Genomic DNA, 21,824 nt, shown 5'->3' on the forward strand with positions numbered 1-21,824 from the left:
TGAGGCCTTTGATGCATTTTAATGTAACAAAGCCCCATGAGTAACACAAGTTTTAGATAATCTGCCGGCCAGTGCTGCTGGTTTGTGCGAATTGGTAGCCATGTATCTGATTTATCTGGATTCGACTATACTTGCCAGTGTTTGGCATAAATGCTTTAATGGCGAAAATTGTGTCACTGCTGTCTGTTGGCCTCTCACATTGATGTTGATGGCCCATTTTTGTCATGTGGTTTTTATAGTTTGGTTATTATAAGATGTTTGACAGCTTGGCTTTACTTGAGCCAGCCGTTTGACCCAGCGCCGCCCATGTCTGTACCTTTTATCCCACTAATATGGTAACGATTTCGCTTATGCCCATTGATTATTTTACAAACCCGCCAATCGCCGACGATGAAATGATGGCCGCCATTGATATCGGCTCCAATAGTTTTCACTTAGCCATCGCTCGTTTAGATCATGGGGAGGTGCGTAAAGTCGTCTCTATGTCAGAAAAAGTGCAGCTGGCCGCGGGGCTGGATGAGCACAACATCCTAAGCGCGGCGGCTGAAAAGCGTGGCCTTGAGTGTCTTAGCCGCTTTGTGGCGCGTTTGGATTCGGTGCGGCCTGAGCGCATTCGGGTGGTCGCCACCAACGCCTTGCGCCAAGCCAAAAACGCCAATGACTTTATCAGCCGTGCCAATAAGATTTTGCCCAAGCCTATCGAGATTATCGCAGGACGAGAAGAGGCGCGTTTGATTTATTTGGGCGTCTCACATACCAATGCCAGTAGTGATAAGCGTTTGGTCATCGATATTGGTGGCGGCTCGACGGAGTTTATCATCGGCCAAGAGTTTGACCCGCTACTGACGGAGAGCTTGCAGATGGGCTGCGTGGCCTTTACCCAAAAATACTTTGCTGATGGGCAGATTACCAAAGACGCGTTTGCCAATGCCATCGCAGGCGCGCGTAAAGAAGTACTGGCGATCAATGGCCGTTACCAAAAAGTCGGCTGGAGCAGTGTGGTCGGCTCAAGCGGTACCATCAAAGCGGTGCGAAATGTGTTGGTGTCAAAGGGCTGGGCCGATGAGCAAGAGCGCATCACCTATAAAGGGGTGAAAAAACTCGAAAAACTGCTGCTAAAGATCGGCAACGTCGGCGATATCGATTTAGAAGGTGTCAAAGAGCACCGAAAGGCAGTGTTTCCAGCGGGGGTAGCGGTCCTGCGCGCGGTGATGAAAGTGCTGGGTATCGAAACCATCGTCTATTCTGACGGCGCGCTGCGCGAAGGCGTTATGTATGATATGTTAGGGCGTTTTGCGAGTGAGGACGTGCGTGACCGCAGTGTGCTGGCGCTGATCAAACGCTATTCAGGCGACAAAAAACAAGCCAAACAAGTGGTCAAAACCAGTCGGCATTTATTTGAACAAGTCAAAGACACGCTGGGTCTGAGTAGTGATGATGGCGATTTGCTCAGACGGGCGGCGTTTTTGCACGAGATAGGGCTGGCGATCAGCCACAGTAGCTACCATAAGCATAGCGCTTATTTGCTTGAACACTCAGATATTCCAGGGTTTTCACAGGTCGATCAAAAGCGCATGGCACAGCTGATGCTCAATCACCGCCGTAAGCTAAAAGCCGATATGTTGGAGCAGACCTGTACCATCGGCGGCAACCAGTTGGTCTATCTGTGCTTGCTCCTGCGTTTGGCAGTATTGGCGCATCACAGCCGCAGCGACCATGAGCTACCAGCATTACAGCTCGCTGTCGTCGATGATCACTGCTGGCAGATCACGGTTGCCGATAGTAGCGAGCACTATGCGTTTTTGTTGCCAGATTTGCATACTGAGATTGAGCAGTTTGCCAAATGGGGTATCGAGCTTAGCGTGATAGAGGCCTGATGGTTTTGATAGCTAGCGTTATTATTATGCCAGATGACGGACACCATCGACGTGTCAATGCGCCTTACCGGTGGCATGTGCACTATCGTTAGTAAGATGGTTCACAGATCTAGGTAACAAAAGCCGCTTCGACAATAATGTCATGCCATTTAAGATGTGCTACTATAGCTTCTATTGAGTTTACAACTGTACTTTTATTATCAAAAACCGATAACATTATTGAGTATAATTATTAAAGGGAAGCATTTATGAGCACTGTCTGGGATAGTGTGCAGCTTGCACGGCACGCCAAGCGTCCATTGTTTATGGACTATGTCAATCAGCTGTTTACCGAGTTTGATGAACTACATGGCGACCGCGCGTTTGCCGATGACAAGGCCATCGTAGGTGGTCTGGCGCGTTTTGAGGGTCAGCCTGTGATGGTCATCGGTCAGCACCGTGGCCGTAGTACGCGTGAGCGTATCGCCCATAACTTTGGTATGGCCAACCCCGAAGGCTACCGTAAGGTCATTCGTTTGGTAAAAATGGCCGAGCGGTTTAATATTCCGGTGATGACCTTTGTCGATACCCAAGGCGCGTATCCAGGAGTGGGCGCAGAAGAGCGCGGCCAAGCACAAGCCATCGCGGAGAGTATCGCGGTCTTCTCTAGTCTACAAGTTCCTATCATCGTGACCATCATCGGTGAAGGCGGCTCAGGCGGTGCGCTGGCCATCGGCGTGGGTGACAGGGTCAATATGCTACAAAACAGTATCTACTCGGTCATCTCACCTGAAGGCTGCGCTTCTATCTTATGGAAGACTGCCGAAAAAGCTCAAGACGCCAGTGAAGCGTTAAAGCTAAACGCGGTAAACCTGCATCAAATGGGTCTGATTGATGCAGTCATTGAGGAAGGTGAGGGCGCGCACGTCCAGCCGCAGCCTGTCATGGATGCGCTAAAGTCCTTGCTCACTGAGCAATTAAAAGCGCTCAATGAGATGGATGTTGAAACCCGCTGCGCGCTGCGTTATGAAAAGCTCAAATCCTTTGACTCTGAAGTGATGCTGCCTTGCTGATTTGTTGATGAGTCATATCGCAAAATAAAAGTGCTAAAATAAAAACGTGTCATTATATGGCGCGTTTTTTTATGCATAGGTGATTTATAAGAGGTGATTTATAAGATTTTGAGCCAATAAATTATCCAATCATCTAAGCGCTCAGACATTCTCCGCTACTTTTTAACTACTACGATTTAAACACTTTAAAAAATAACTTTGCATTGAGCGACTTGATCGCCATGTATCTGACGTATTTGGATTTACTATAATTAGCAGCACAATTTCTATACGACGTACATATGTCAAGGCTCATGATATTTTGCTTGCTATAAACAAGGCTGATTATGACCAGTAGCGCAATTATTCCCTCTCCTATTAAGCCAATAGCGACGCTACCAATTGACGATGATTTGGCGCAGGTATTACTGAGTAGTCTGACAGAATACAGCGCGCAGCTGCATGGCCGGCGCGTCTGGCTGGCCTGTAGTGGTGGGCGAGACTCTTTAGCGCTGGCGGCGCTGTGTGTCCAGCTATATCATCACGGCCGCTTGCCGTTTTTGCCGCAGTTACTGCACGTCGATCATGGTCTGCAAGCAGATAGCGGCGTCTGGGCGCAGCACGTCGCGCGTTGGGCCACCGCGCAAAATCTGCCTTGTCAAATCTTGCGCGCACAGGTCAAAGGTCAAGACGAGCAGGCAGCACGGCACGCCCGCTATGAGGTGATGCGCGCCGTACTCAACACCGACGATGTACTGCTGCTTGCGCATCACGCTGATGACCAAGCCGAAACGATACTGATGCGGCTGATACAAGGCGCTGGGGTCAATGGGCTATCAGGGATACAGCCGTGGCGCACGCAGACACAAGGTGAACGGCGCAACGCACTGTGGCGGCCATGGTTGACCGCCAAACGTAGTACGATCAGCCGTTATGCGCAGCGTCTACAACTCCCCTATATTGATGACCCAACCAATGAGGCAGGGGATAACGTCCGTAGTGGTCTGCGCCGCGATATCATGCCAGTTTTGGCCACGTACAATCCAAACGTCATTGATAATATCGCCCGTAGCGCCCAGCTATTAAGTGACGCGCAATCCATCCTCAATGATCAGGCAATAGCGGATCTGCAGCGGGTAGCAGTCAATGGTTTGCAGCTTGCGTCCGCCCAGCGGGTACTAGATATAGCAGCGCTAAACACGCTGCCGCCATACCGTCAGCGCCAATTGCTGCATCATTGGCTTACTCAAGATGAGCCGTTGCCACCCACAAAGCAGCTGGTAGATGCGGTATTTGGCCTTAGCCGGCGTCAGGACTCTAACCACCAAACCGCGCTTTTTTGGCAAGCGGGTCTACAGTCTTACGTCATTCGCCGTTATCGTCAGCGGCTGTATCGTATAAGTAGCGACTGGCTGGATTGGCTGACGTTACCGCTGGGTAAGGTGGAGCATGTAATCTCTGATCTGACAGCTGAAGTAGCTAGTACACCTGCTATCAGACCGCAGCCTATCTTGATGACATTACGCAGTGACACACATTTCGTTTGGCAAGCTAAGATTTGGCCTCATGCTTTGGCTGCTTTATTGGGTGGTGACAGAAGCGGCAGTGCTACGTTCAGTAAGGACATGTTAAGCAAAGACACGCTAAGAGGTAAGCTTGCCAACCATCAGGGTACAATTCGTCTCTCGTTTGCGCCGTTAGCGCGGCAGCAGCGCGTGCGCACGGTGTCCATGCCGCGCCCACAAGCGGGTAAAAAACTATATCAAACGCTGGGCATACCAGTATGGCTGCGTGAAAGCTTGGTGATAGTAAGCGTCGACTTTAGCCATTCAAAAGACGAGCAAGACGATCTGATCGAAAATGCAGCTGCCGTGCCTATCTTATTGTTGTCGCCTTTTGATTGTTGGATATTGCACACAGATATCATGCGCGTAGAGAGTAATCATCCGGCGGCGCTTAATGAGATAGCTGAGGGTGTCATCAGTCAGATAATGATACAAAAAGCGCGCCAGACAACAAAGCCAGCAACACCAAAGCTGCGCCAAAATCCGTTCAGATAGAGGCGATCACTCTATCAGTCAATGAGGCGTCAAGCGGGCAAGTAAGCCGCTGAATTTATCAAACGATGCCAGTAGCAGTATGGTAAACTGAGTGTCATTTTCCCTAGCAGTATGTTAGTTTGAATACTTTTGGATTTTTGCGTAGGAGACAAGTATGTCAGTATTAGATAATAAAAAAATCAGCTTTATCGGTGGCGGCAACATGGCGCAGGCGCTGATTAGTGGGCTTGTCAGCTGTGGTGTGGAGCCAAGCTTGATTACAGTCGCTGACCCTAGTAGCGAGGCGCGCGAGCAGCTATCTGCTAAAGGATTAAACACTGTCGACCCAACCGCCGATGCTACCGCTGCTGTTATCGGTGCTGACATCGTGGTATTGGCCGTCAAGCCGCAAGTGATGAAAGCAGTGGTGAGCGGCTTTGCCGATGCGCTAGATCAGCAGCTGGTGATTTCGGTCGCCGCAGGTCTGTCGACGGCTTTGTTGACAGACATGCTCGGCGGCTATAGCAATATCGTGCGCGCGATGCCAAACACACCGGCGATGATTCAGATGGGCGCGACTGGCTTATATGGTACAGACACTATCTCTGCAGAACAAAAGCAATTGGCAACGGCGGTGATGGAAGCATCAGGGCTAGTCATGTGGGTCGATGATGAAGCACACATGCATGCGGTCACGGCCGTTTCAGGCTCAGCGCCTGCTTATATGTTTTACTTTATCGAGTCGATGGTTGATGGTGCAGTCGCGCTGGGGTTGGATAAAGAGCAAGCGTCAGCACTGGCCATGCAGACCATGCTAGGCGCGGCAAAAATGGCGATGAATAGTGATGACGCACCAGCTGAGCTGCGCCGTAAGGTCACCTCGCCAAATGGTACGACGCAAGCGGCTGTCGAGTCTATGCAAGCCAACGAGATTGGTCGTCAAATCATTGAAGCCATGCAAGCCTGCTACGATCGCAGCCAAGCGCTGAGCGAAGAGATGAGTAAATAATCGCTGACTACTGTTTCTCTATCTTGGGATATGTCAGGCATGATGGCATATCTCATTTATAATCAAAAAACGCCTGATAAAGACATTCGTCTTCTTAAAATCCGTTAATAAAGTCACATTGAGTAGCGCTTCATGAACAACATGTTATTTCAAATCTTTGATTTGGTCACCACTTTCGCCATGATGTTGGTGTTTATTCGTTTTATGCTGCAGTTTGCTGGTATGGATGCTCGTAACCCCATGATTGCCCCTGCTTATAAAGCGACCCATATCGTCGATGTGTTTGGGCGTATTTTTCCGACCGTCGCGCAAGGCCGTATCAGTATCGCCGCCATTGTACTGATGTTTTTGATTCGTCTGATCGACATCTCTGGCAAAGCTGCCTTAATGCATAAAGGCATTGCGCCGGTGCCGTTGTTTTTTACGGGTACCACCAGCTTATTATTAGACTTTTTACGTATGTGTCGCTACTTGGTCATCGGCTCTATTATCGTCAGCTGGATTGTGGTGTTTACCCAGTCTCAGCATCCGATTATCGGTATTATCATCAGTCTGGCTGAGCCTATTTTGGCACCGTTTCGCCGCATCACGCCAAACTTAGGCATGCTTGATTTGTCACCGATGGTGGCTTTTTTGGCGTTTTATTTACTCGAGATATTCATCGGTGGTTTGGCCGCCAGCTTTATGCCAATGTTGGGTTAACACTAGGGCATTGCGTTGTTAATTAGCCTGAGTAAATGGCGCTCTATCGATATAGAGCGCCCTTTTTGTATATATTTATTGGATATGTGAATAATTGACAAAACGATTGGGTATCAATTGGGCGGCGTCATCGTCAGGGTGCGGGACATCAGCGGCGCGTAGCGTCTGAGTGATCCAGTTATCTGCCGCTTTGACGGCGTCAATCAGCGCATCGCCCATGGCTAAGCGGCCCGCGATAAAGCTGGCAAGCGAGCAGCCAGAGCCATGAAACTCGCCTTTTAGGCGTGGCAAGATACTCTGATGTACCATCTCACCATTGATATACAGATACTGCTCGATATCGCCGCTGTCGAAGTCATGGGAGGTTTTTACCAAGACGGCATGGGTGCCTTGCGCACACAGTTTTTTTGCAGCGACATGTAGGTCTTGCTCGCCGCTTAGCGCACGCAGCTCATGAGTATTGGGTGTGATTAAGGTCGCGTAGGGGAGCAGCTTGCGAAAGGCGGTGACCAAGGTCTGCTCATCGCCCAAGCTGCCGCCGCTATTGGCGACCAGCACAGGGTCTAAGACAAACGGCGTGTCAGCGTCGATGGTTTGCTTGGCAAACAGCTCTGTGAGCATGGCGATATTGTCAGTGGTGCCAAGCATGCCAGATTTGATGGCACGGACCGGCAGATCTTCGAGCACGGCGACGGCTTGATCCTTGACCAAACTGGCCGCGCATGCCTCAAACCCAAACACCTGCTGCGAGCTTTGGATGGTGATGGCGGTACAGGCGATGGCGGCATGGGCGCCGGCCTGGCCGACGGCCTCGATATCCGCTTGTAGTCCAGCGCCGCCTGAGGGGTCCAATCCTGAAAAACACAGTACCACGGGTCGCATAACATATCCTTTTATTTATAAGAGCGATCAGAAAACTGATAAATACTATAGCCAGCCAATAAGCAAAAAGCCAGTATCAGAATAGCGTTAACCTGTTTTAAATAAGTAGCGCTCTACAGACATAAAAAGTGCCAGTTTTGCGTTGTATGGATTGTGCTTATGGCAGGTGGTTCATTCAAACAAACCAGCCTATTGCAGCCTTAGGGATAGGGGGTATCTGATGTATAGATTTGGGCAGTATTGTTGGTCACAATGAGCGATAAAAGCATTTAAATCAATAATTATCATAAAAGCGAGATTAAATATGCCGACAAGGCTTGCAATTCGTTTTGGCTTTGTTATAATACTCGCCCACGACATAAGACGTATCGTTAGCATCGATACTGTATTTGTAAGGCTGTTTTTGAACAGTATTATAAGTGTCTTACTTCGTTCGGTGAAGTGGGTGAGTGGCTGAAACCAGTTCCCTGCTAAGGAACCATACGTGTAAGCGTATCGAGGGTTCGAATCCCTCCTTCACCGCCATTTATTTTGTTGTTATAATAGTACTAATGCAGTATATCGACGATAAATGATTTTTTAGCGATGACTTCAAAAATAATTTGAAATTATCTTAATAAATCAGTTGACACAAGCGATATTATCTATATAATGACCAACCTAATTTACTGCAATTGTTATTAAACACTGTAGTGAATGATATGCAAAATACGCGCCTGTAGCTCAGTTGGATAGAGCACTTGGCTACGAACTAAGGGGTCGGGAGTTCGAATCTCTCCAGGCGCACCATTTGCATACTAGCTTACCCTTTTAAAGTTTAAGCAAAACCTAAAATAATCGCCTGTCTTATGACACTTTGGCGATTTTTTTGTGTCTGTCATTTTTATACCTATCATTTACGCACAATACATACCAGTAGTATGTGGCGCATACGTCTTTAATCATCAAAGGTACGATAAGCGTTTGAATTACGGTACAATAGCGCTACTATTCACTGCTTGCTATGAGCTTGTACCATGTCAAAGAGTTTATCCAAACGCCCGCCAAAAACTGCGCCTAAATCCTCTGCACCCGGTGCGCCTGTGCAGCAAGACCCAAATGAAGCCCCTAGCATTGCCAAACCCTTAACTCGGGTGGTGGCGATTTTGTATGATGGCATGCTGATTTTGGCGCTGTTGTTTTTGGTCGGTACGATGTTGACGGTGATTGGTACTTTGCTGACCATGGAGACTGGCACCGAATCGTCGCAAGCGCAGTCGCTACCGACTTGGTATCAAAACCTTGTCATGACGCCGGCTTTTGTTTTGACCTTGGTGGCGTTCTATGGGATATTTTGGCGACGCGGCGGCCAGACCCTTGGCATGCAGACATGGCGTCTAAAGACCGTCAATAATGCAGGGCATTTATTGACTTGGGGACAGTCGTTTAAACGCATATTAGCGGCTTGTTTGATGCCGTTGCTGTTTGGTGTCATCGGCAGCCTGATCGGTGGTTCGCGCACGATTATGCTAACCAGCGCGTTCTTGGGTTTAATTTTTAATTACGTGTTTTGTTTGTTTAATCGCCGCGGTCTTGCCGTACAAGATATGCTCTCAAACTCCATTACTCTTAAGATGCCAAAGGTGGCGCATGAGGGACTATGGCGCGGTTTTAAAAACCGTAAGAAAAATCAATAACTGTGAGCTTGTATAGTCGATTTTAAATAAAACAGATACATTATATGTCAATGTGGAATGGGTATACATTTTCCTTGCGTGCTGTGCCTGCGCCGCTCGATGCTGCATAAAATTTATCCCAGTCTCACTGTATCGTTCTTATACTGAACTCACTATATGATAAGCGTCATTTGTACCGCTTATCATACAGGGGTGATAAAGCGCTGGCAGTTAACACACCTACCTCAATCTCATCTTATCTCTACATATTGACGGTTTGCATCAGCCACAGTGTGTAGCCGACAAAAAACAGCATCAACGCCGCACCTGAGCCTCGGCCAAAGGGGCGATGTCTGATAAAAGCGGCGCCACACAGCACGACAAGTAGCAGCGTAATTGCACTCATTGCCAGCACATCACGCGACAAAATAATCGGACTGGCGCTAATCGGAGCGATGACTGCTGCCAGACCCACCACGCCTAAAGTGTTGAAAATATTAGAGCCGATGATGTTGCCCAGTGCCATATCATGCTCGCCTTTGCGCGCCGCTGATAGACTGGCCACCAGCTCAGGCAAAGACGTGCCGACGGCGACGATGGTCAGACCGATAATCAGCTCGCTCAATCCCCATAGCGTCGCCAACTCTACTGCACCCCAGACGATGGCGCGCGAGCTGGCCACCAGCATGGTCAGTCCAAGGAACAACGCCCACAAACCACGCAGCAAGCTTGGCTCACTATCTGCTGCGCTCAGCGCGTCATCCACTGCGCGGTGCTCTACAATCTTATTATCATCGATATCATCGACCTTATGTGAGCTGCCTTCTCGCACGCTCAGCACGATTTGGATGCCCAAGACCACGACCAATAGTGCTAAGAGTACCAGTCCGTCAACGATACTCAGCTGCCCGTCACGCAGCTGCCACGCGGCCAAAGCAGTAATGATGAGCAATATTGGCAGATCGCGTTTTATGATGCCTTTATGGATGATTATGGGGCTTATTAGGGCAGTTGCGCCCAGTACCAAGGCGATATTGATGATGTTTGAGCCATAGGCATTACCCAGCGCTAGCTCCGGACTGCCTTCTAAGGCGGCCAGTACCGACACCACCATTTCGGGTGCAGAAGTGCCAAGACCCAAAATAATAACTCCAATCAAAAAACTGGGTACATTGAGTTTTTTTGCCAGTGCCGTGGCACCATCAATAAAAACGTCTGCACTCCATACCAAAATTGCCAAGCCGATCAATACAGCAATAACTGCTAACCACATCAGTGTCTTTCCTTATCAATGAATCATGACATCAAACTCAAAAAACACGCCAAGCCCTGTCAAACCGTTAAAACTTGTCAAACCGTTAAAACTAGGTTTATCTACAAAGTAGCTGGCAGGTATTGTCCAGCGCTGCCCGTCTTTAAGTTTGGATAAAAATATAAATGTGCCAGATAAAAATGGCACAAAAAAAGCTGAATCCTCTGTAGAGTCAGCTTTTATATACGATAATCATATATATGCCCTGACAGCTGACAGCGGTGATGCCTGATATGGGTCAGCAGCGCTTAGAGCGTCAGGCGCTTAAGCCACTTGCACAGGGATGATATTGGCGGTGTCTTTTACCGTGTTGTCTTCGTTGCAGTAGACCAGTTTTGGCTGGTGGGTCGCAGCTTCTGCTTCATCAAAGTGCGCATAAGCACAAATAATGACGATATCGCCTAAGTCTGCCATATGAGCAGCCGCACCATTTAATGAGATGATACCAGAGCCTGCTTCGGCACGAATCGCATAAGTGCGAAAACGCTTGCCATTGGTGACATTATAGATGTCGATTGATTCGTTTTCGCGCAGACCGGCGAGGTCCAATAAATCACCATCGATACCGCATGAGCCTTCATAGTGCAGCTCGGCATGAGTGACGCGGGCACGGTGAAGTTTGCATTTGAGCATATTAAGTAGCATAAGGTGCTTCCTTAGTGAAACGAATATTAAAAACAGATTAAATGAGCGAAATCAAAAGGTTAATGGGGATGATTTTGCAAAAATAAAAGGCTGGCGCAATTTTATAGCATTATTCTGGTAATTTAAAGCTATTGATTTGTGAACGGGCTTTTTCGATATCGCCGCCCAACAGCAATGGCAACGCATCAAACGCGGCGCTCAGAGCACTGTCGATGGCAATCTGTTCATCAGGTGAGGCCTTTGAGAGGACATGTCCACTGACCTTCGATTTGTGACCTGGATGCCCGATACCGATACGCAGTCGATGAAAGTCGTTGCCGATATGTGGGGTGATATCGCGCAGACCGTTATGGCCGCCATGGCCACCATTGGTTTTGAGTTTGATACTACCCGCTGGAATATCCAGCTCGTCGTGCGCGATCAACAGCTCATCGTTGTCGATGCCATAAAAGTTGACCATCGGAACCACCGATTGACCCGACTTGTTCATAAAGGTCGATGGCATCAGCAAGCGTACATCGGCGCCATGAATCTGTCCGCGTCCCGTTATCCCATGAAACTTTTTGTCAGGAGAAAGGGCGATATTGAACTGCTGCGCCAAATGATAGACAAACCAAAATCCTGCATTATGACGCGTAAACATATACTGCTGACCGGGATTACCAAGACCGACAATAAGCTTTATGGCCATAAAAACATCCTGCTTAAATGTGATAAATGAGCGTAAGGTTGGTCGTGCTGTCGTTTATGTCTGACAGCACTGTGATGCTTAAACTCTACTTACAAAAACAGCAGGAGATATACATCACCTGCTGTTTTTTTTGACGAAACGAACCTATCAGCAGATCGACGGCATAGTGCCACGAACTCTAGCGGTCGTTTATTATTCGTCGTCTTCGTTTTCAGCGCCTTGCTCGGTCGCAGGTACATCAGCTGCATCAACTTCGTCAGCATCTTCGTCAACTTCTTCAACCGTTGGTGGCTGCATGTTAACGATAGTACGGTCGTGTGCATCTTCCATATCAAGTTCGAAGATGATAACGCCTTCTGGTAGTTTGATGTCTGATAGACGGAATAGATCGCCGATTTCCATGCCTGATACGTCAACTTCTAGGTATTCAGGTAGTTGTGATGGTAGGCAAACAATTTCGATATCAGAGACTAGGGTAGACAAGATACCGCCAGCTTTTGTACCTGGTGCTTCTTCACGGCCAGTGAAATGCACAGGAACATTCATGTTGATCTTATGACCTTTTACAATGCGCTGGAAATCAGCATGCATTGGGAAGCCTTTCGCTGGATGGCGTTGTAGGTCTTTGATAACGACCTGATGCGCTTCGCCATCGACATTTAGCGTCAAGATGTGTGAGAAAAACGCTTCAAATTCAAGAGACTTAACCAGCTCATTGATTTTGATAGAAACCGCAGTTGGCTCTTCGTTACCACCATAGATGATAGCAGGTACTAGGTTCTGCTTACGTAGGCGGCGGCTCGCACCTTTACCTTGCTGTTCTGCAGAACGGGCAACTGCACTTAGTTCGAAATGATTAATACTCATGGATACAATCCTATAAAAAGATAAATGAAGTGTCTGGTCATAAAAAAGTGGATTTGCGACCAATCCACTAATACGTGATGAAAGCTCGATGACCGGTCATCAGTGATGCTGACAACCAAAAAACCGAGCAATATGTTTGCCGTCATCGTTTACTGATAAATATCAGCAAAAACCTATCTGGCAAACGTGATCAGCACTTTTAAAGATGCCAACCATCAAAGATCACACAAACGGTCGGCACAGGCGCGCATTATACGTGGTTTTGTAGCAATAATAAAGACCTACGCAAAATGCGAACATAAAAAACAGCGCCATATCATCAAATATGGCGCTGTTTTTTTATATCAGGTGTCAGTGTAGCTGTATGTGCAAACCGCCACTGACACAGAAGTCGTTAGGCGTCAAACATGGCGCTGATAGACTCTTCGTTATTGATGCGGCGTAAGCTCTCAGCGAGCATCGGTGCGATACTGACTTGGCGGATTTTGCTACAAGATTGAGCAGCAGGAGACAATGGAATGGTATCAGTCACGACCACTTCATCTAGGGCTGACTCAGAGATGTTTTTTAGCGCATTACCCGATAGTACAGGGTGAGTGATGTAAGCCAATACGCGGCGCGCGCCGTTTTCTTTTAATGCTTCAGCGGCTTTGCATAGGGTGCCTGCGGTATCGACCATATCATCAACGATGACGCAGTCACGATCACGCACATCACCGATGATGTGCATCACTTGTGACTCATTGGCGCGGGCACGGCGTTTATCGATAATCGCCATGTCGGTGTCGCCCAATTGTTTGGCCATCGCACGAGCACGTACCACACCACCAACGTCAGGAGATACCACCATGATGTTGTCGTAGTCTTGTTTTTGTAGGTCATTTAACAGGACAGGGGTGCCGTAGATGTTGTCGACAGGGATGTCAAAGAAACCCTGAATCTGATCTGAGTGCAAATCTACGGTCATGACGCGGTCGATACTGACGATATTTAGCATATCGGCGACGACTTTGGCTGAGATAGGGACGCGAGCTGAGCGTGGACGACGGTCTTGACGGGCATAACCAAAGTACGGCATCACTGCTGTGATACGGCCCGCACTAGAGCGACGAAGCGCATCCGCCATCATCATGATTTCCATCAAATTGTCGTTGGTCGGTGCACAAGTCGGCTGCATGATAAATACGTCTTTACCGCGCACGTGCTCTTTGATTTCCACGGCAATTTCGCCATCAGAAAAACGCGTGATGTCAGCTTTACCAAGAGGAATGTGTAGGTGGTCGGCGACGGTTTTCGCAAGTTCTGGATGGGCGTTGCCCGTAAAAATTGCCAAATAAGGCATGACTGAAGTCCTATTTATTGACTCAAGCAGCGACCACTAAGCAGTGTCTAACTGCCCAAATAAAGAAAAGAGTGGTGAAAGTAATTATAGACTATTAAGATAGTAAAAAATGGCAGGGGTAGCTGGACTCGAACCAACGGATGTCAGGATCAAAACCTGATGCCTTACCAACTTGGCTATACCCCTGTAATGTCTAGGCAGGACGAGCGCTGAATGCTAACAAAGTATTAGCTAGGCGTCGCTACCTATCAACCGTCTAAGACGGTGTTCCCTAGCGGTGTTCATTGCGAACTATACCGAAATTGGGAAGGTGTTGTCAATTGCTATCACTAGCAATCCAAACTAAAAATGGCAGGGGTAGCTGGACTCGAACCAACGGATGTCAGGATCAAAACCTGATGCCTTACCAACTTGGCTATACCCCTATTGTGGCGACCTATTATAAGTAAATTTTTAGATTTTGCAAGTCATTTGCGCCTTTTTCTGGTATTTATTCAAAATTTTTGCACTCGATTTTTTTATATAGTCGATTCCAAATAACACAGATACATTATATTTCAACGTGAAGCGGGTATAAATTTTTCTGACGTACTGTTGTGATACTTTTTTAAATACAGTTACGTAGTCTCCATCGGCGTAGCGCGCAAGGAGTATTTATATCAGCCGCCCTAGTGTGTATAGGAAAGCCGCCGCTTTTGGGACGCAGCCTGTACTCTGATAGCGCAATTATAAGTTATCTACCAAGTAAGCAGGACAAGGCGCATTTGCCAGCCATTTTTTTATCAATGCCTTATCGGTAGTAATACTGGCATCCAATGGCAAAAACACCGCGCTACCAGAGCCCGTCATGCGTGCTGTGCCCAATACTTGTGTTTCTAATCCTTGCAAATAACTCAAGGCCTCTGCAACCGCAGGAGCGAGGCTCGCTACCACTGGCGTAAACACATTATGATAGGGCGTATTCAAATTTTGAACATAATCATTGGATTGATTTTTAATCGTATCAATCGACAGAGAATTGATATCTCGCTGTAGTTTAGGGTGAGCGAATAGTTTGGCAGTATTGACATGCACTTCAGGCGTTAAGACTAAATACTGCTGGTCAGGCAAATTGATGGCAGTTAATTGCTCACCAATTCCCATGGCAATGGCATCTTGCCCAAAGATAAAGATTGGCACGTCTGCGCCTACCTTTGCACCGATTTTTATCAGCGCATCACGAGTAACGTTGAGCTGCCAAAGCTCATTGAGCGCCAGCATAGTCGTTGCGGCATTGGATGAGCCACCACCCAATCCTGCACCCATGGGCAAATGCTTGTCTAATCTGATAGTAATTGGTGCTAACTGCTCGGGCAGCGTGTTTGACTGTATGGCAAAAGCGAGCAATGCGCGTGCCGCTTTAAAAATTAAGTTGTCTTCTATATTAGTCGTGATTGTCTCTGCACCCTCTAGTACCAATAGCTGATGACAGAGGGTATCGGCATCTGCTTCGCCATCAGCCGTTGATATCACAGCACCATCTACAAGTGACAAATGCAAATAATCGCCCCAATCAAGCAGGCGAAAAACCGTTTGCAAATCATGATAGCCATCAGCGCGCTTGCCTGTAATATGCAAAAATAGATTGATTTTTGCAGGTGAAAAACGAGTCATCGTAGAAGCAGATGATGCTGCTATATTTTCAATCATATGTTTTCAGTCATATTTTTTCATCATAAGGTATAGTCATAAAAAGCTATCTTAATGAGCCATGATAGCTTTTGAAAGGCGATCCGTTGTTGATACCTGATGGATTAATGATTAATAGTCATGACAACCTTGTTGCCTTGTGGCTGCACTGCGCTGATTTTGGAAGGTCGTTTGTCTGAGCCTTTATAAGTAAAGCTGGCTGTCCACTCACCATTGACCGAGCTTATCAGGCGGTTTTGTGCATCGAGCTTGGGCGCGCTGTCTGAGGGCGCTGGGCGACCAGAGATCCAATAAGGCATTTGCGAGATAGGCGCTTGCCAGCCAGTGGCTTTTTGTAATAGTTCTTCAGGATCATCGGCGGTCAGTGTGCCTGTCTTTTCACTGACCAAGGTGGCCGTCTGACCATCGTATTCGATATTGGTTTTGCCAATACCGAGTGCGCCAATCAGCTCGATGGCAAAACGATCGTCTTGCTGGCCCCATGCATAAAACGCACTGCCACCTTGCGCGCCGCTGCTGTCGCTGGCAGGCGTGGTCACGCCAATCTTGCCGGTAATATTAAAACGCTCAAGCTTGTTTGGCTGATCTGCGTTTTGAGCTTGCATCATGGTGCCTGATTGATGGCTAGTATTGGCAGTCTTTATAGACTGACAGCCAGAGGTGATGGCAAGGGTAGCCGCCATCGCTGTCAGCAGGGTTAGCTTTTGCGATTTAGCTTTAGACTGAAACTTAGATTCGCACTTGGATTTAGATTTAGATTTAGATTTGAACTCGGCAGAGAGCTGAAAAAAAAGGGAGGCAACTGGCATAAAACATCCTCAAAAACAAACAAATTTGCAAAAATAATAATTTTGATTAAAGGCTAGCTTAAGCGCTATTTGTTACTCGCTTATACGCGGCTGTTAGCTTCTTATAAGTGCCTTGTAACCGGTACTCCGCACCCCGCTTTTGCACAGACCCTAATACAGTTGTATGCGGTCGCTGATATTATGCTGACCAAATGAAAAGCGCTTTTGCAAGTCGGCAAGCAAAGCCTCGACTTTGGCGTTATCGCCCAGACCTTGATAGGCACGTAGCAACAACGTGCCTGAGCGTAAGGTTGGAAAGACATCATAAGGCGTCTGTAGATAGTCGATGACTTGCTGATAGCGTTGGTTGGTTAAGGCGTTACTTGCCAATATGTTGAGCGCTTGCAAGTGCAGCTCGTTGTCGTAGCGCGGATCATCATAACGAATTTGGATGATGTCGGTCGCCAAGGCCAAGCCTTGCTCAGAGTTTGGCTCATTGGCCAAGAGTAGCTGGGCGTAACTTAGCTGATAGGCCAGATTGCTCGGATCGAGAGCGCGCAGATGATTGAGCAAGGTGCGTTTGACGATATAGTCGTTTTTATCATCGAGGAGCTGAGCGCGAGCAAACAATAGCATCTCATTGTCAGGGTATTTACGCGCTGCCCGAGTCAACAGCCGTAGCGCTTCATCCGGCTCGTTTTGTTGCCATAAAATATCGGCCTGCATGACATAAGTGTCAGGGGCAAAGACGCTAAATTGTTTGCGTAGTTTTTCTAAAGTGCTGATGGCGGCAGCGACATCGTCATCAAGTAGCTCAAACGCCACCACCTTTCGACGTGCCTCCAATACCAAGTCCTCTTGCATCACTGCATTGAGATAGTGTTTGGCTTGCTCAAAGCGCTGCTGACGCTCAGCACTGATACCCAGATAGTAATAGGCCCGATCGAGATAGGCCGGAGATTTGGCGAGTATATTTAGCAGCTCATCAGCGCTGCGGTACTCTTCGATATCCAGACTGACCAAGGCGGCAAGCAAGGTAATCTCCGCATCCTCACGAAAACGCTCGTGCGCTTGTAGTAATAATTGCCACGCCTCTTGGCTTTGTTTCAAGTCCAGTAAATAGCGAATCTCGTATAGGTACAGACTCTTGCTATCAGGGTTGCGCAAGCGCGCTTGGCTAAGGTAATTGGCCACGGTTTCGGCGGTGACGATTTTGCGTAAGATATCTGCCTTTAGGGTAATAAAAGGCACATAATCAGGCTGGCGTGCCAGCGCACGGTTGATATGTACAATAGCAATTTCAGGCTCATTAAATTGATAGAGCAGGCCTGCCTTTAGTACCGATAATGACGCATTTTGCGTGCTATCGAGCGGCTGAAGCGCGGCGAGTAGATCGCGTTTGTCAGCATCGGTATTGGGATAGATACCGATTAATATCTCGCTTAAGTCGGCGCGTGGATCGTAGCGTAAGATGCGGTTTAGTGTCTCGCCTGCCAAGACGTAATCGTGTGCGCGCAGTGCCAAATGCGCCACATAAAACCAAGCAGGCACGTGATCGGGGTTTTGCTCTTGCCACGTTTTGGCAAACTGTAACGAGTCGCCCACACTCTCGTTTTGTAAAGACAGGCTCAGCGCCCGCTCAAAGACAGCGGTGGCATCTTTTTTGAATGACTGCTGTTTATAGATGGCGACGGCGCGTTGTTTGTCGTCGCGATCAGCGGCAAACTCTGCTGCCAAAAGCGCGTACAAGCTTGGCTCGTTTAGCTCAGGCTGCCAGATACTAGCAGGAGCCAAGCGCTGCACATCGACAGTCTCTGGCAGTCTTTCGCCGGCGCTGGGTGTCGCGGTGCTCGTAAGCGTGCTGGCGCTGTTTTGCTGGTTTTCTACCTTCGCTGGGATATCGATAGCACTGGCGTGCACAGGGGCAGATAGGCACAGACAAACAGCCAACGATAGCGTTAGCCGATAGCGTTGGCACAAGCGCTCTATAATGAGGTTTAATAAAGCGCGTAGGCTCAATCGCTCATCAAGTGCTGGCGGTGCCCGAAATAATGACCCAAAAAAAATCATAAATAGCTGTGTTCGCCCGATAGTGACTGCCTAATCCATAGGTAGCGTTTAATAAGGGGTGGTTCGTCAGGTTAAGGTGCGTTTTCAATGATGCAGGCTGAGATGAAAACTTAGGGTAACACTCAGATGAAAGCGCCTGTCAAACATTATAAGAGTAGAATGACAAGATAAACAATAGCAGCCGTGTTACTCAACTAGCGCACAAGCACAGATGCAGGACATCATATAATGATACCAGTCATAAAAGTCGCCTAGGTAGTTGATTTGTCGGGCAAGTGCCCAGATACAAGCAAATACTCATCCGAAGTGGGTGAGTGTTAATTAACGCTGGTAATAATGATATAATGGGCGATTTTAAGCTCTTCCTTTTAGCGCTGTCGTCGCAAACGGTATTTTTTGTTCATATATTATATATAGTAAGTTTAGGATAAAACTGAGACAGTTCCGTGTTGAAATACAATGTATCTGTTTTATTTAGAGTCGACTATATGAGAATTGGTTTATATAAACAATCAAAACACCGTATGGCTGGCAGATGAGCGTCATGTTTATGGTCTATCAATAATGAGATTAGTGGTCATTGGGGTCAATCACAAAACCGCACCAGTCGCTCTACGAGAGCGCTTGGCGCTTGTTGGTGACGATGTGAATGTCGCACTCGAGCAGTTAGAGGTCTTTACCGATGGCAGCGTGATCGTCTCGACCTGTAACCGTACCGAGATTTATGCACTGGTACCGCAGCCTGTAGAAAGCGAGCCTGCCCAGTCTGCAACCAACGCCGCCACGACCACCAGCACCACTCTATCGGCCGCCGCCATCAGCGCTCATATTATCAAGATAAAAACATGGCTGGCTGAGTTTAAGCAGCTGCCACTGGCCGAGATTGAGCCTCATCTATACGTGCACCGTGATACCCATGCTCTGACGCATTGGCTGCGAGTGGCCGCAGGTTTGGACTCGATGATCTTGGGTGAGCCGCAAATCCTTGGTCAAATCAAACGTGCCGTCCATTTGGCACAAGAACAAAAAGCCTTGAGTAATCAGCTCGGCTGGATTGTCGATCAAGTCTTTGCCGCGGCCAAACGCGTGCGAAATGAGACCAAGGTGGGCGCGCAAGCGGTATCGCTTAGCTTTGCTGCGGCCAAACTGGTCACGCAGATATTTGATGATTTGCCCAGTCGGACGCTATTGGTCGTTGCCGCAGGAGAGATGAACCGCTTGGTGGCGACGCATATCGCAGGGCTGGGTGTGGGGCGAGTGATTATCTGTAATCGCAATCCTGAGCGCGCCGAAGCCTTGGCGGCCGAATTGCGTCATCCCAATCGCCGCGTCGAGGTCAGAGCACTTGCAGAGCTGCCGCAAGTGCTGGGCGAGGCCGATATTGTCAGTAGCTGTAGTGGCAGTATGGATGTTCTCATTGATAAAACCATGACGCTACAGGCACTCAAACGCCGTCGTTATCAGCCGATGCTGATGATCGACTTGGCAGTACCGCGCGACATCGACTCGAACATTAGCCGTATCGATGATGTATATCTGTACTCGGTCGATGATTTGCAGCATGTGATCGCAGGCAATATCGAGCAGCGCAGGCAGGCAGCTGTCGATGCCGAGTTGCTGGTCAGTCAGTTGGTCGTTGAGATGGATCGCCGTTTTCAGGTCCGTCAAGTTGGCAAAGACATCCAGCAGTATCGTGCCCGTACTCATGATCAGGTGGACAAGCTGCTACAGGCTTCTATCGCCAAGCTACAGCAAGACAATGCCGATCCCGAAGATATCCTCACCGAGCTGTCACGTCGCCTTACCCAAACGCTGACCCACGCACCATCCAAGCTCATGCGCAAAGCCGCCCGCCAAGGCGACAGTGAGCTGCTGGATTTTGTGGTCTCTGGACTCCAAGACGCCCACCGCCGCCGCTAAATGTCTTACTCGCCCGTTCACTAAACACGGGTTGGTTTTTTGGTAGATTACCCCCTATAATCAATGGGGCGAAAAACACAGGTTATACCCATCCAAAAATCCGACAACGAGCAAGGAGCATCCCATGACTGCCTTACGTCAAGATATTGATCCAAACGGCCTACTAGAATACTCCGTGGTTTATACTGACCGCGCCCTAAACCATATGTCAGAAGTCTTTCAGCAAGTGATGAATGACTTATCGAGCGACCTAAAATCTGTCTATAACGCTAACGCCGTCGCTATTGTTCCGGGATCGGGTAGTTATGGCATGGAAGCGGTAGCCAATCAGCTGGCCAAAGATCAAGACTGCTTGATCATTCGTAACGGTATGTTTAGTTATCGCTGGACGCAAATTTTAGAAAAAAGCAATCTTGCCAAATCCTCTACGGTATTAAACGCCCAGCGCGAAGATAGCGACACGCCAAAGCCTTTTTCACCGGTCGATATCGATGAAGCGGTCGCTCAAATTAAAGCACATAAGCCTGCGGTCGTATTTGCCCCGCACGTTGAAACCTCAGCCGGTATGATTCTGCCTAATGACTATATCAAAGCTTTGAGCGAGGCCACTCATAGCGTTGGTGGCTTATTGGTCATTGACTGTATCGCCTCAGGTTGTGTCTGGCTCGATATGAAAGCGCTTGGTATCGACGTGTTGATCAGTGCGCCGCAAAAAGGCTGGAGTAGTACCCCTTGCGCCGGGCTTGTGATGATGAGCGATGCGGCCGTCCAGCGCGTAGAAAATACAGAATCTAATAGCTTTAGTCTGGACTTAAAGAAGTGGTTAGAGATTATGCGCGCTTATGAGAATGGTGGTCACGCTTATCATGCGACAATGCCAACCGATAGCTTGCGCCAGTTCCGCGATACCATTACAGAGTCTAAAAAGATCGGTTTTGATAAACTATGCGATGCGCAGTGGCAGCTAGGTAACCGTGTCCGCGAAGTACTACAAGCTAAAGGCATCGAGAGTGTCGCAGCTGAAGGCTTCAAAGCACCAGGCGTGGTGGTATGCTACACCGACCGTGATGATATGCATAAAGGTAGCGCTTTCGCCGAAGCTGGCGTACAGATTGCCGCTGGTGTGCCTTTGAAAGTAGGCGAGCCTGATAGCTTCAAAACGTTCCGCGTAGGACTATTTGGTCTCGATAAGTTAACCGATATCGACGGTGCGGTTCAGCGTTTTGAAAGCGCTCTTGAGCAAGTATTAGCAGAGCAGTCTGCTTAATAGCTACTTTGGCGCTTACAGGCTTCATATTGGAGAAT

The 21,824-nt window shown here is 48.2% G+C and carries 18 protein-coding genes and 4 tRNA genes; 10 read left to right on the forward strand and 12 right to left on the reverse strand.

Annotation, left to right across the window (positions count from 1 at the left end; all coding sequences use genetic code 11):
* The first annotated feature begins 350 nt into the window (after positions 1–350).
* From ppx to C6W44_RS06000, 5 genes are all read left to right on the forward strand, one after another.
* Positions 351–1,877, forward strand: a complete 1,527-nt coding sequence (gene ppx / locus C6W44_RS05980; protein WP_105244636.1) for an exopolyphosphatase — start codon at positions 351–353, stop codon at positions 1,875–1,877.
* Positions 1,878–2,125: 248 nt separating this feature from the next.
* The gene (locus C6W44_RS05985) at positions 2,126–2,929 is read left to right on the forward strand and encodes an acetyl-CoA carboxylase carboxyltransferase subunit alpha (RefSeq protein WP_075102213.1); all 804 of its coding nucleotides are present in this window, start codon (positions 2,126–2,128) and stop codon (positions 2,927–2,929) included.
* Positions 2,930–3,255: 326 nt separating this feature from the next.
* Positions 3,256–4,968: a tRNA lysidine(34) synthetase TilS gene (gene tilS, locus C6W44_RS05990; RefSeq protein WP_105244637.1), complete on the forward strand. Its 1,713-nt coding sequence runs from the start codon at positions 3,256–3,258 to the stop codon at positions 4,966–4,968.
* 154 nt (positions 4,969–5,122) lie between these two features.
* Positions 5,123–5,956, forward strand: a complete 834-nt coding sequence (gene proC, locus C6W44_RS05995; RefSeq protein ID WP_105244638.1) for a pyrroline-5-carboxylate reductase — start codon at positions 5,123–5,125, stop codon at positions 5,954–5,956.
* Positions 5,957–6,088: 132 nt separating this feature from the next.
* Complete coding sequence (locus tag C6W44_RS06000) at positions 6,089–6,658, forward strand: YggT family protein (protein WP_105244639.1); 570 nt, start codon at positions 6,089–6,091, stop codon at positions 6,656–6,658.
* 75 nt (positions 6,659–6,733) lie between these two features.
* On the opposite strand, the gene C6W44_RS06005 is transcribed toward C6W44_RS06000, so the two are convergent.
* Positions 6,734–7,540 carry a hydroxymethylpyrimidine/phosphomethylpyrimidine kinase gene (locus C6W44_RS06005; protein WP_105244640.1) on the reverse strand — a complete coding sequence of 269 codons (807 nt, stop codon included), beginning with the start codon at positions 7,538–7,540 and terminating at the stop codon, positions 6,734–6,736.
* Between the two features lie 435 nt (positions 7,541–7,975).
* Between C6W44_RS06005 and C6W44_RS06010 the strand changes: the two genes are divergently transcribed.
* From C6W44_RS06010 to C6W44_RS06020, 3 genes are all read left to right on the forward strand, one after another.
* Positions 7,976–8,065: transfer RNA gene (locus C6W44_RS06010), tRNA-Ser, on the forward strand.
* A 187-nt stretch (positions 8,066–8,252) separates the two neighbouring features.
* Positions 8,253–8,329: transfer RNA gene (locus tag C6W44_RS06015), tRNA-Arg, on the forward strand.
* A gap of 227 nt (positions 8,330–8,556) precedes the next feature.
* Positions 8,557–9,216, forward strand: a complete 660-nt coding sequence (locus C6W44_RS06020; RefSeq protein WP_105244641.1) for an RDD family protein — start codon at positions 8,557–8,559, stop codon at positions 9,214–9,216.
* A 241-nt stretch (positions 9,217–9,457) separates the two neighbouring features.
* Here C6W44_RS06020 and C6W44_RS06025 read toward each other — a convergent pair whose 3' ends face one another.
* The 11 genes from C6W44_RS06025 to C6W44_RS06070 form a co-directional block, all read right to left on the reverse strand.
* Positions 9,458–10,468, reverse strand: a complete 1,011-nt coding sequence (locus C6W44_RS06025) for a calcium/sodium antiporter (RefSeq protein ID WP_105244642.1) — start codon at positions 10,466–10,468, stop codon at positions 9,458–9,460.
* A 15-nt stretch (positions 10,469–10,483) separates the two neighbouring features.
* Complete coding sequence (locus C6W44_RS13385; RefSeq protein ID WP_158676701.1) at positions 10,484–10,654, reverse strand: hypothetical protein; 171 nt, start codon at positions 10,652–10,654, stop codon at positions 10,484–10,486.
* 117 nt (positions 10,655–10,771) lie between these two features.
* The gene (gene panD / locus C6W44_RS06030; protein ID WP_105244643.1) at positions 10,772–11,152 is read right to left on the reverse strand and encodes an aspartate 1-decarboxylase; all 381 of its coding nucleotides are present in this window, start codon (positions 11,150–11,152) and stop codon (positions 10,772–10,774) included.
* Positions 11,153–11,261: 109 nt separating this feature from the next.
* Positions 11,262–11,843 carry an aminoacyl-tRNA hydrolase gene (pth, locus tag C6W44_RS06035; RefSeq protein WP_105244644.1) on the reverse strand — a complete coding sequence of 194 codons (582 nt, stop codon included), beginning with the start codon at positions 11,841–11,843 and terminating at the stop codon, positions 11,262–11,264.
* Positions 11,844–12,035: 192 nt separating this feature from the next.
* Positions 12,036–12,710: a 50S ribosomal protein L25/general stress protein Ctc gene (locus C6W44_RS06040; RefSeq protein WP_105244645.1), complete on the reverse strand. Its 675-nt coding sequence runs from the start codon at positions 12,708–12,710 to the stop codon at positions 12,036–12,038.
* Between the two features lie 394 nt (positions 12,711–13,104).
* Complete coding sequence (locus tag C6W44_RS06045; RefSeq protein ID WP_058367921.1) at positions 13,105–14,052, reverse strand: ribose-phosphate pyrophosphokinase; 948 nt, start codon at positions 14,050–14,052, stop codon at positions 13,105–13,107.
* 110 nt (positions 14,053–14,162) lie between these two features.
* Positions 14,163–14,238, reverse strand: a tRNA-Gln gene (locus C6W44_RS06050).
* A gap of 163 nt (positions 14,239–14,401) precedes the next feature.
* A tRNA-Gln gene (locus C6W44_RS06055) sits at positions 14,402–14,477 on the reverse strand.
* A 301-nt stretch (positions 14,478–14,778) separates the two neighbouring features.
* Positions 14,779–15,741, reverse strand: a complete 963-nt coding sequence (ispE, locus tag C6W44_RS06060) for a 4-(cytidine 5'-diphospho)-2-C-methyl-D-erythritol kinase (protein WP_105244646.1) — start codon at positions 15,739–15,741, stop codon at positions 14,779–14,781.
* A 104-nt stretch (positions 15,742–15,845) separates the two neighbouring features.
* Complete coding sequence (gene lolB, locus C6W44_RS06065; protein ID WP_105244647.1) at positions 15,846–16,550, reverse strand: lipoprotein insertase outer membrane protein LolB; 705 nt, start codon at positions 16,548–16,550, stop codon at positions 15,846–15,848.
* Positions 16,551–16,700: 150 nt separating this feature from the next.
* A complete protein-coding gene (locus C6W44_RS06070; RefSeq protein ID WP_105244648.1) occupies positions 16,701–18,599 on the reverse strand; it encodes a tetratricopeptide repeat protein in 1,899 nt (632 codons plus the stop codon).
* Positions 18,600–19,163: 564 nt separating this feature from the next.
* On the opposite strand from C6W44_RS06070, the gene hemA reads away from it, so the two are divergent.
* Together hemA and C6W44_RS06080 are read left to right on the forward strand one after the other, a co-directional pair.
* Positions 19,164–20,519, forward strand: a complete 1,356-nt coding sequence (gene hemA, locus C6W44_RS06075; RefSeq protein WP_105246487.1) for a glutamyl-tRNA reductase — start codon at positions 19,164–19,166, stop codon at positions 20,517–20,519.
* A 124-nt stretch (positions 20,520–20,643) separates the two neighbouring features.
* The gene (locus tag C6W44_RS06080) at positions 20,644–21,786 is read left to right on the forward strand and encodes an aminotransferase class V-fold PLP-dependent enzyme (RefSeq protein WP_105244649.1); all 1,143 of its coding nucleotides are present in this window, start codon (positions 20,644–20,646) and stop codon (positions 21,784–21,786) included.
* The last annotated feature ends 38 nt before the right edge of the window (positions 21,787–21,824 follow it).

It is taken from the genome of Psychrobacter sp. Marseille-P5312 (assembly GCF_900291405.1).
Taxonomy (GTDB): Bacteria; Pseudomonadota; Gammaproteobacteria; order Pseudomonadales; family Moraxellaceae; genus Psychrobacter; species Psychrobacter celer.

What these genes read in the sequence shown, in the direction of transcription:
- ppx (WP_105244636.1), top strand. Translation starts at nt 351, where the DNA reads ATGCCCATTGATTATTTTACAAACCCGCCAATCGCCGACGATGAAATG.
- C6W44_RS05985 (WP_075102213.1), top strand. Translation starts at nt 2,126, where the DNA reads ATGAGCACTGTCTGGGATAGTGTGCAGCTTGCACGGCACGCCAAGCGT.
- tilS (WP_105244637.1), top strand. Translation starts at nt 3,256, where the DNA reads ATGACCAGTAGCGCAATTATTCCCTCTCCTATTAAGCCAATAGCGACG.
- proC (WP_105244638.1), top strand. Translation starts at nt 5,123, where the DNA reads ATGTCAGTATTAGATAATAAAAAAATCAGCTTTATCGGTGGCGGCAAC.
- C6W44_RS06000 (WP_105244639.1), top strand. Translation starts at nt 6,089, where the DNA reads ATGAACAACATGTTATTTCAAATCTTTGATTTGGTCACCACTTTCGCC.
- C6W44_RS06005 (WP_105244640.1), bottom strand. Translation starts at nt 7,540, where the DNA reads ATGCGACCCGTGGTACTGTGTTTTTCAGGATTGGACCCCTCAGGCGGC.
- C6W44_RS06020 (WP_105244641.1), top strand. Translation starts at nt 8,557, where the DNA reads ATGTCAAAGAGTTTATCCAAACGCCCGCCAAAAACTGCGCCTAAATCC.
- C6W44_RS06025 (WP_105244642.1), bottom strand. Translation starts at nt 10,468, where the DNA reads ATGTGGTTAGCAGTTATTGCTGTATTGATCGGCTTGGCAATTTTGGTA.
- panD (WP_105244643.1), bottom strand. Translation starts at nt 11,152, where the DNA reads ATGCTACTTAATATGCTCAAATGCAAACTTCACCGTGCCCGCGTCACT.
- pth (WP_105244644.1), bottom strand. Translation starts at nt 11,843, where the DNA reads ATGGCCATAAAGCTTATTGTCGGTCTTGGTAATCCCGGTCAGCAGTAT.
- C6W44_RS06040 (WP_105244645.1), bottom strand. Translation starts at nt 12,710, where the DNA reads ATGAGTATTAATCATTTCGAACTAAGTGCAGTTGCCCGTTCTGCAGAA.
- C6W44_RS06045 (WP_058367921.1), bottom strand. Translation starts at nt 14,052, where the DNA reads ATGCCTTATTTGGCAATTTTTACGGGCAACGCCCATCCAGAACTTGCG.
- ispE (WP_105244646.1), bottom strand. Translation starts at nt 15,741, where the DNA reads ATGATTGAAAATATAGCAGCATCATCTGCTTCTACGATGACTCGTTTT.
- lolB (WP_105244647.1), bottom strand. Translation starts at nt 16,550, where the DNA reads ATGCCAGTTGCCTCCCTTTTTTTTCAGCTCTCTGCCGAGTTCAAATCT.
- C6W44_RS06070 (WP_105244648.1), bottom strand. Translation starts at nt 18,599, where the DNA reads ATGATTTTTTTTGGGTCATTATTTCGGGCACCGCCAGCACTTGATGAG.
- hemA (WP_105246487.1), top strand. Translation starts at nt 19,164, where the DNA reads ATGAGATTAGTGGTCATTGGGGTCAATCACAAAACCGCACCAGTCGCT.
- C6W44_RS06080 (WP_105244649.1), top strand. Translation starts at nt 20,644, where the DNA reads ATGACTGCCTTACGTCAAGATATTGATCCAAACGGCCTACTAGAATAC.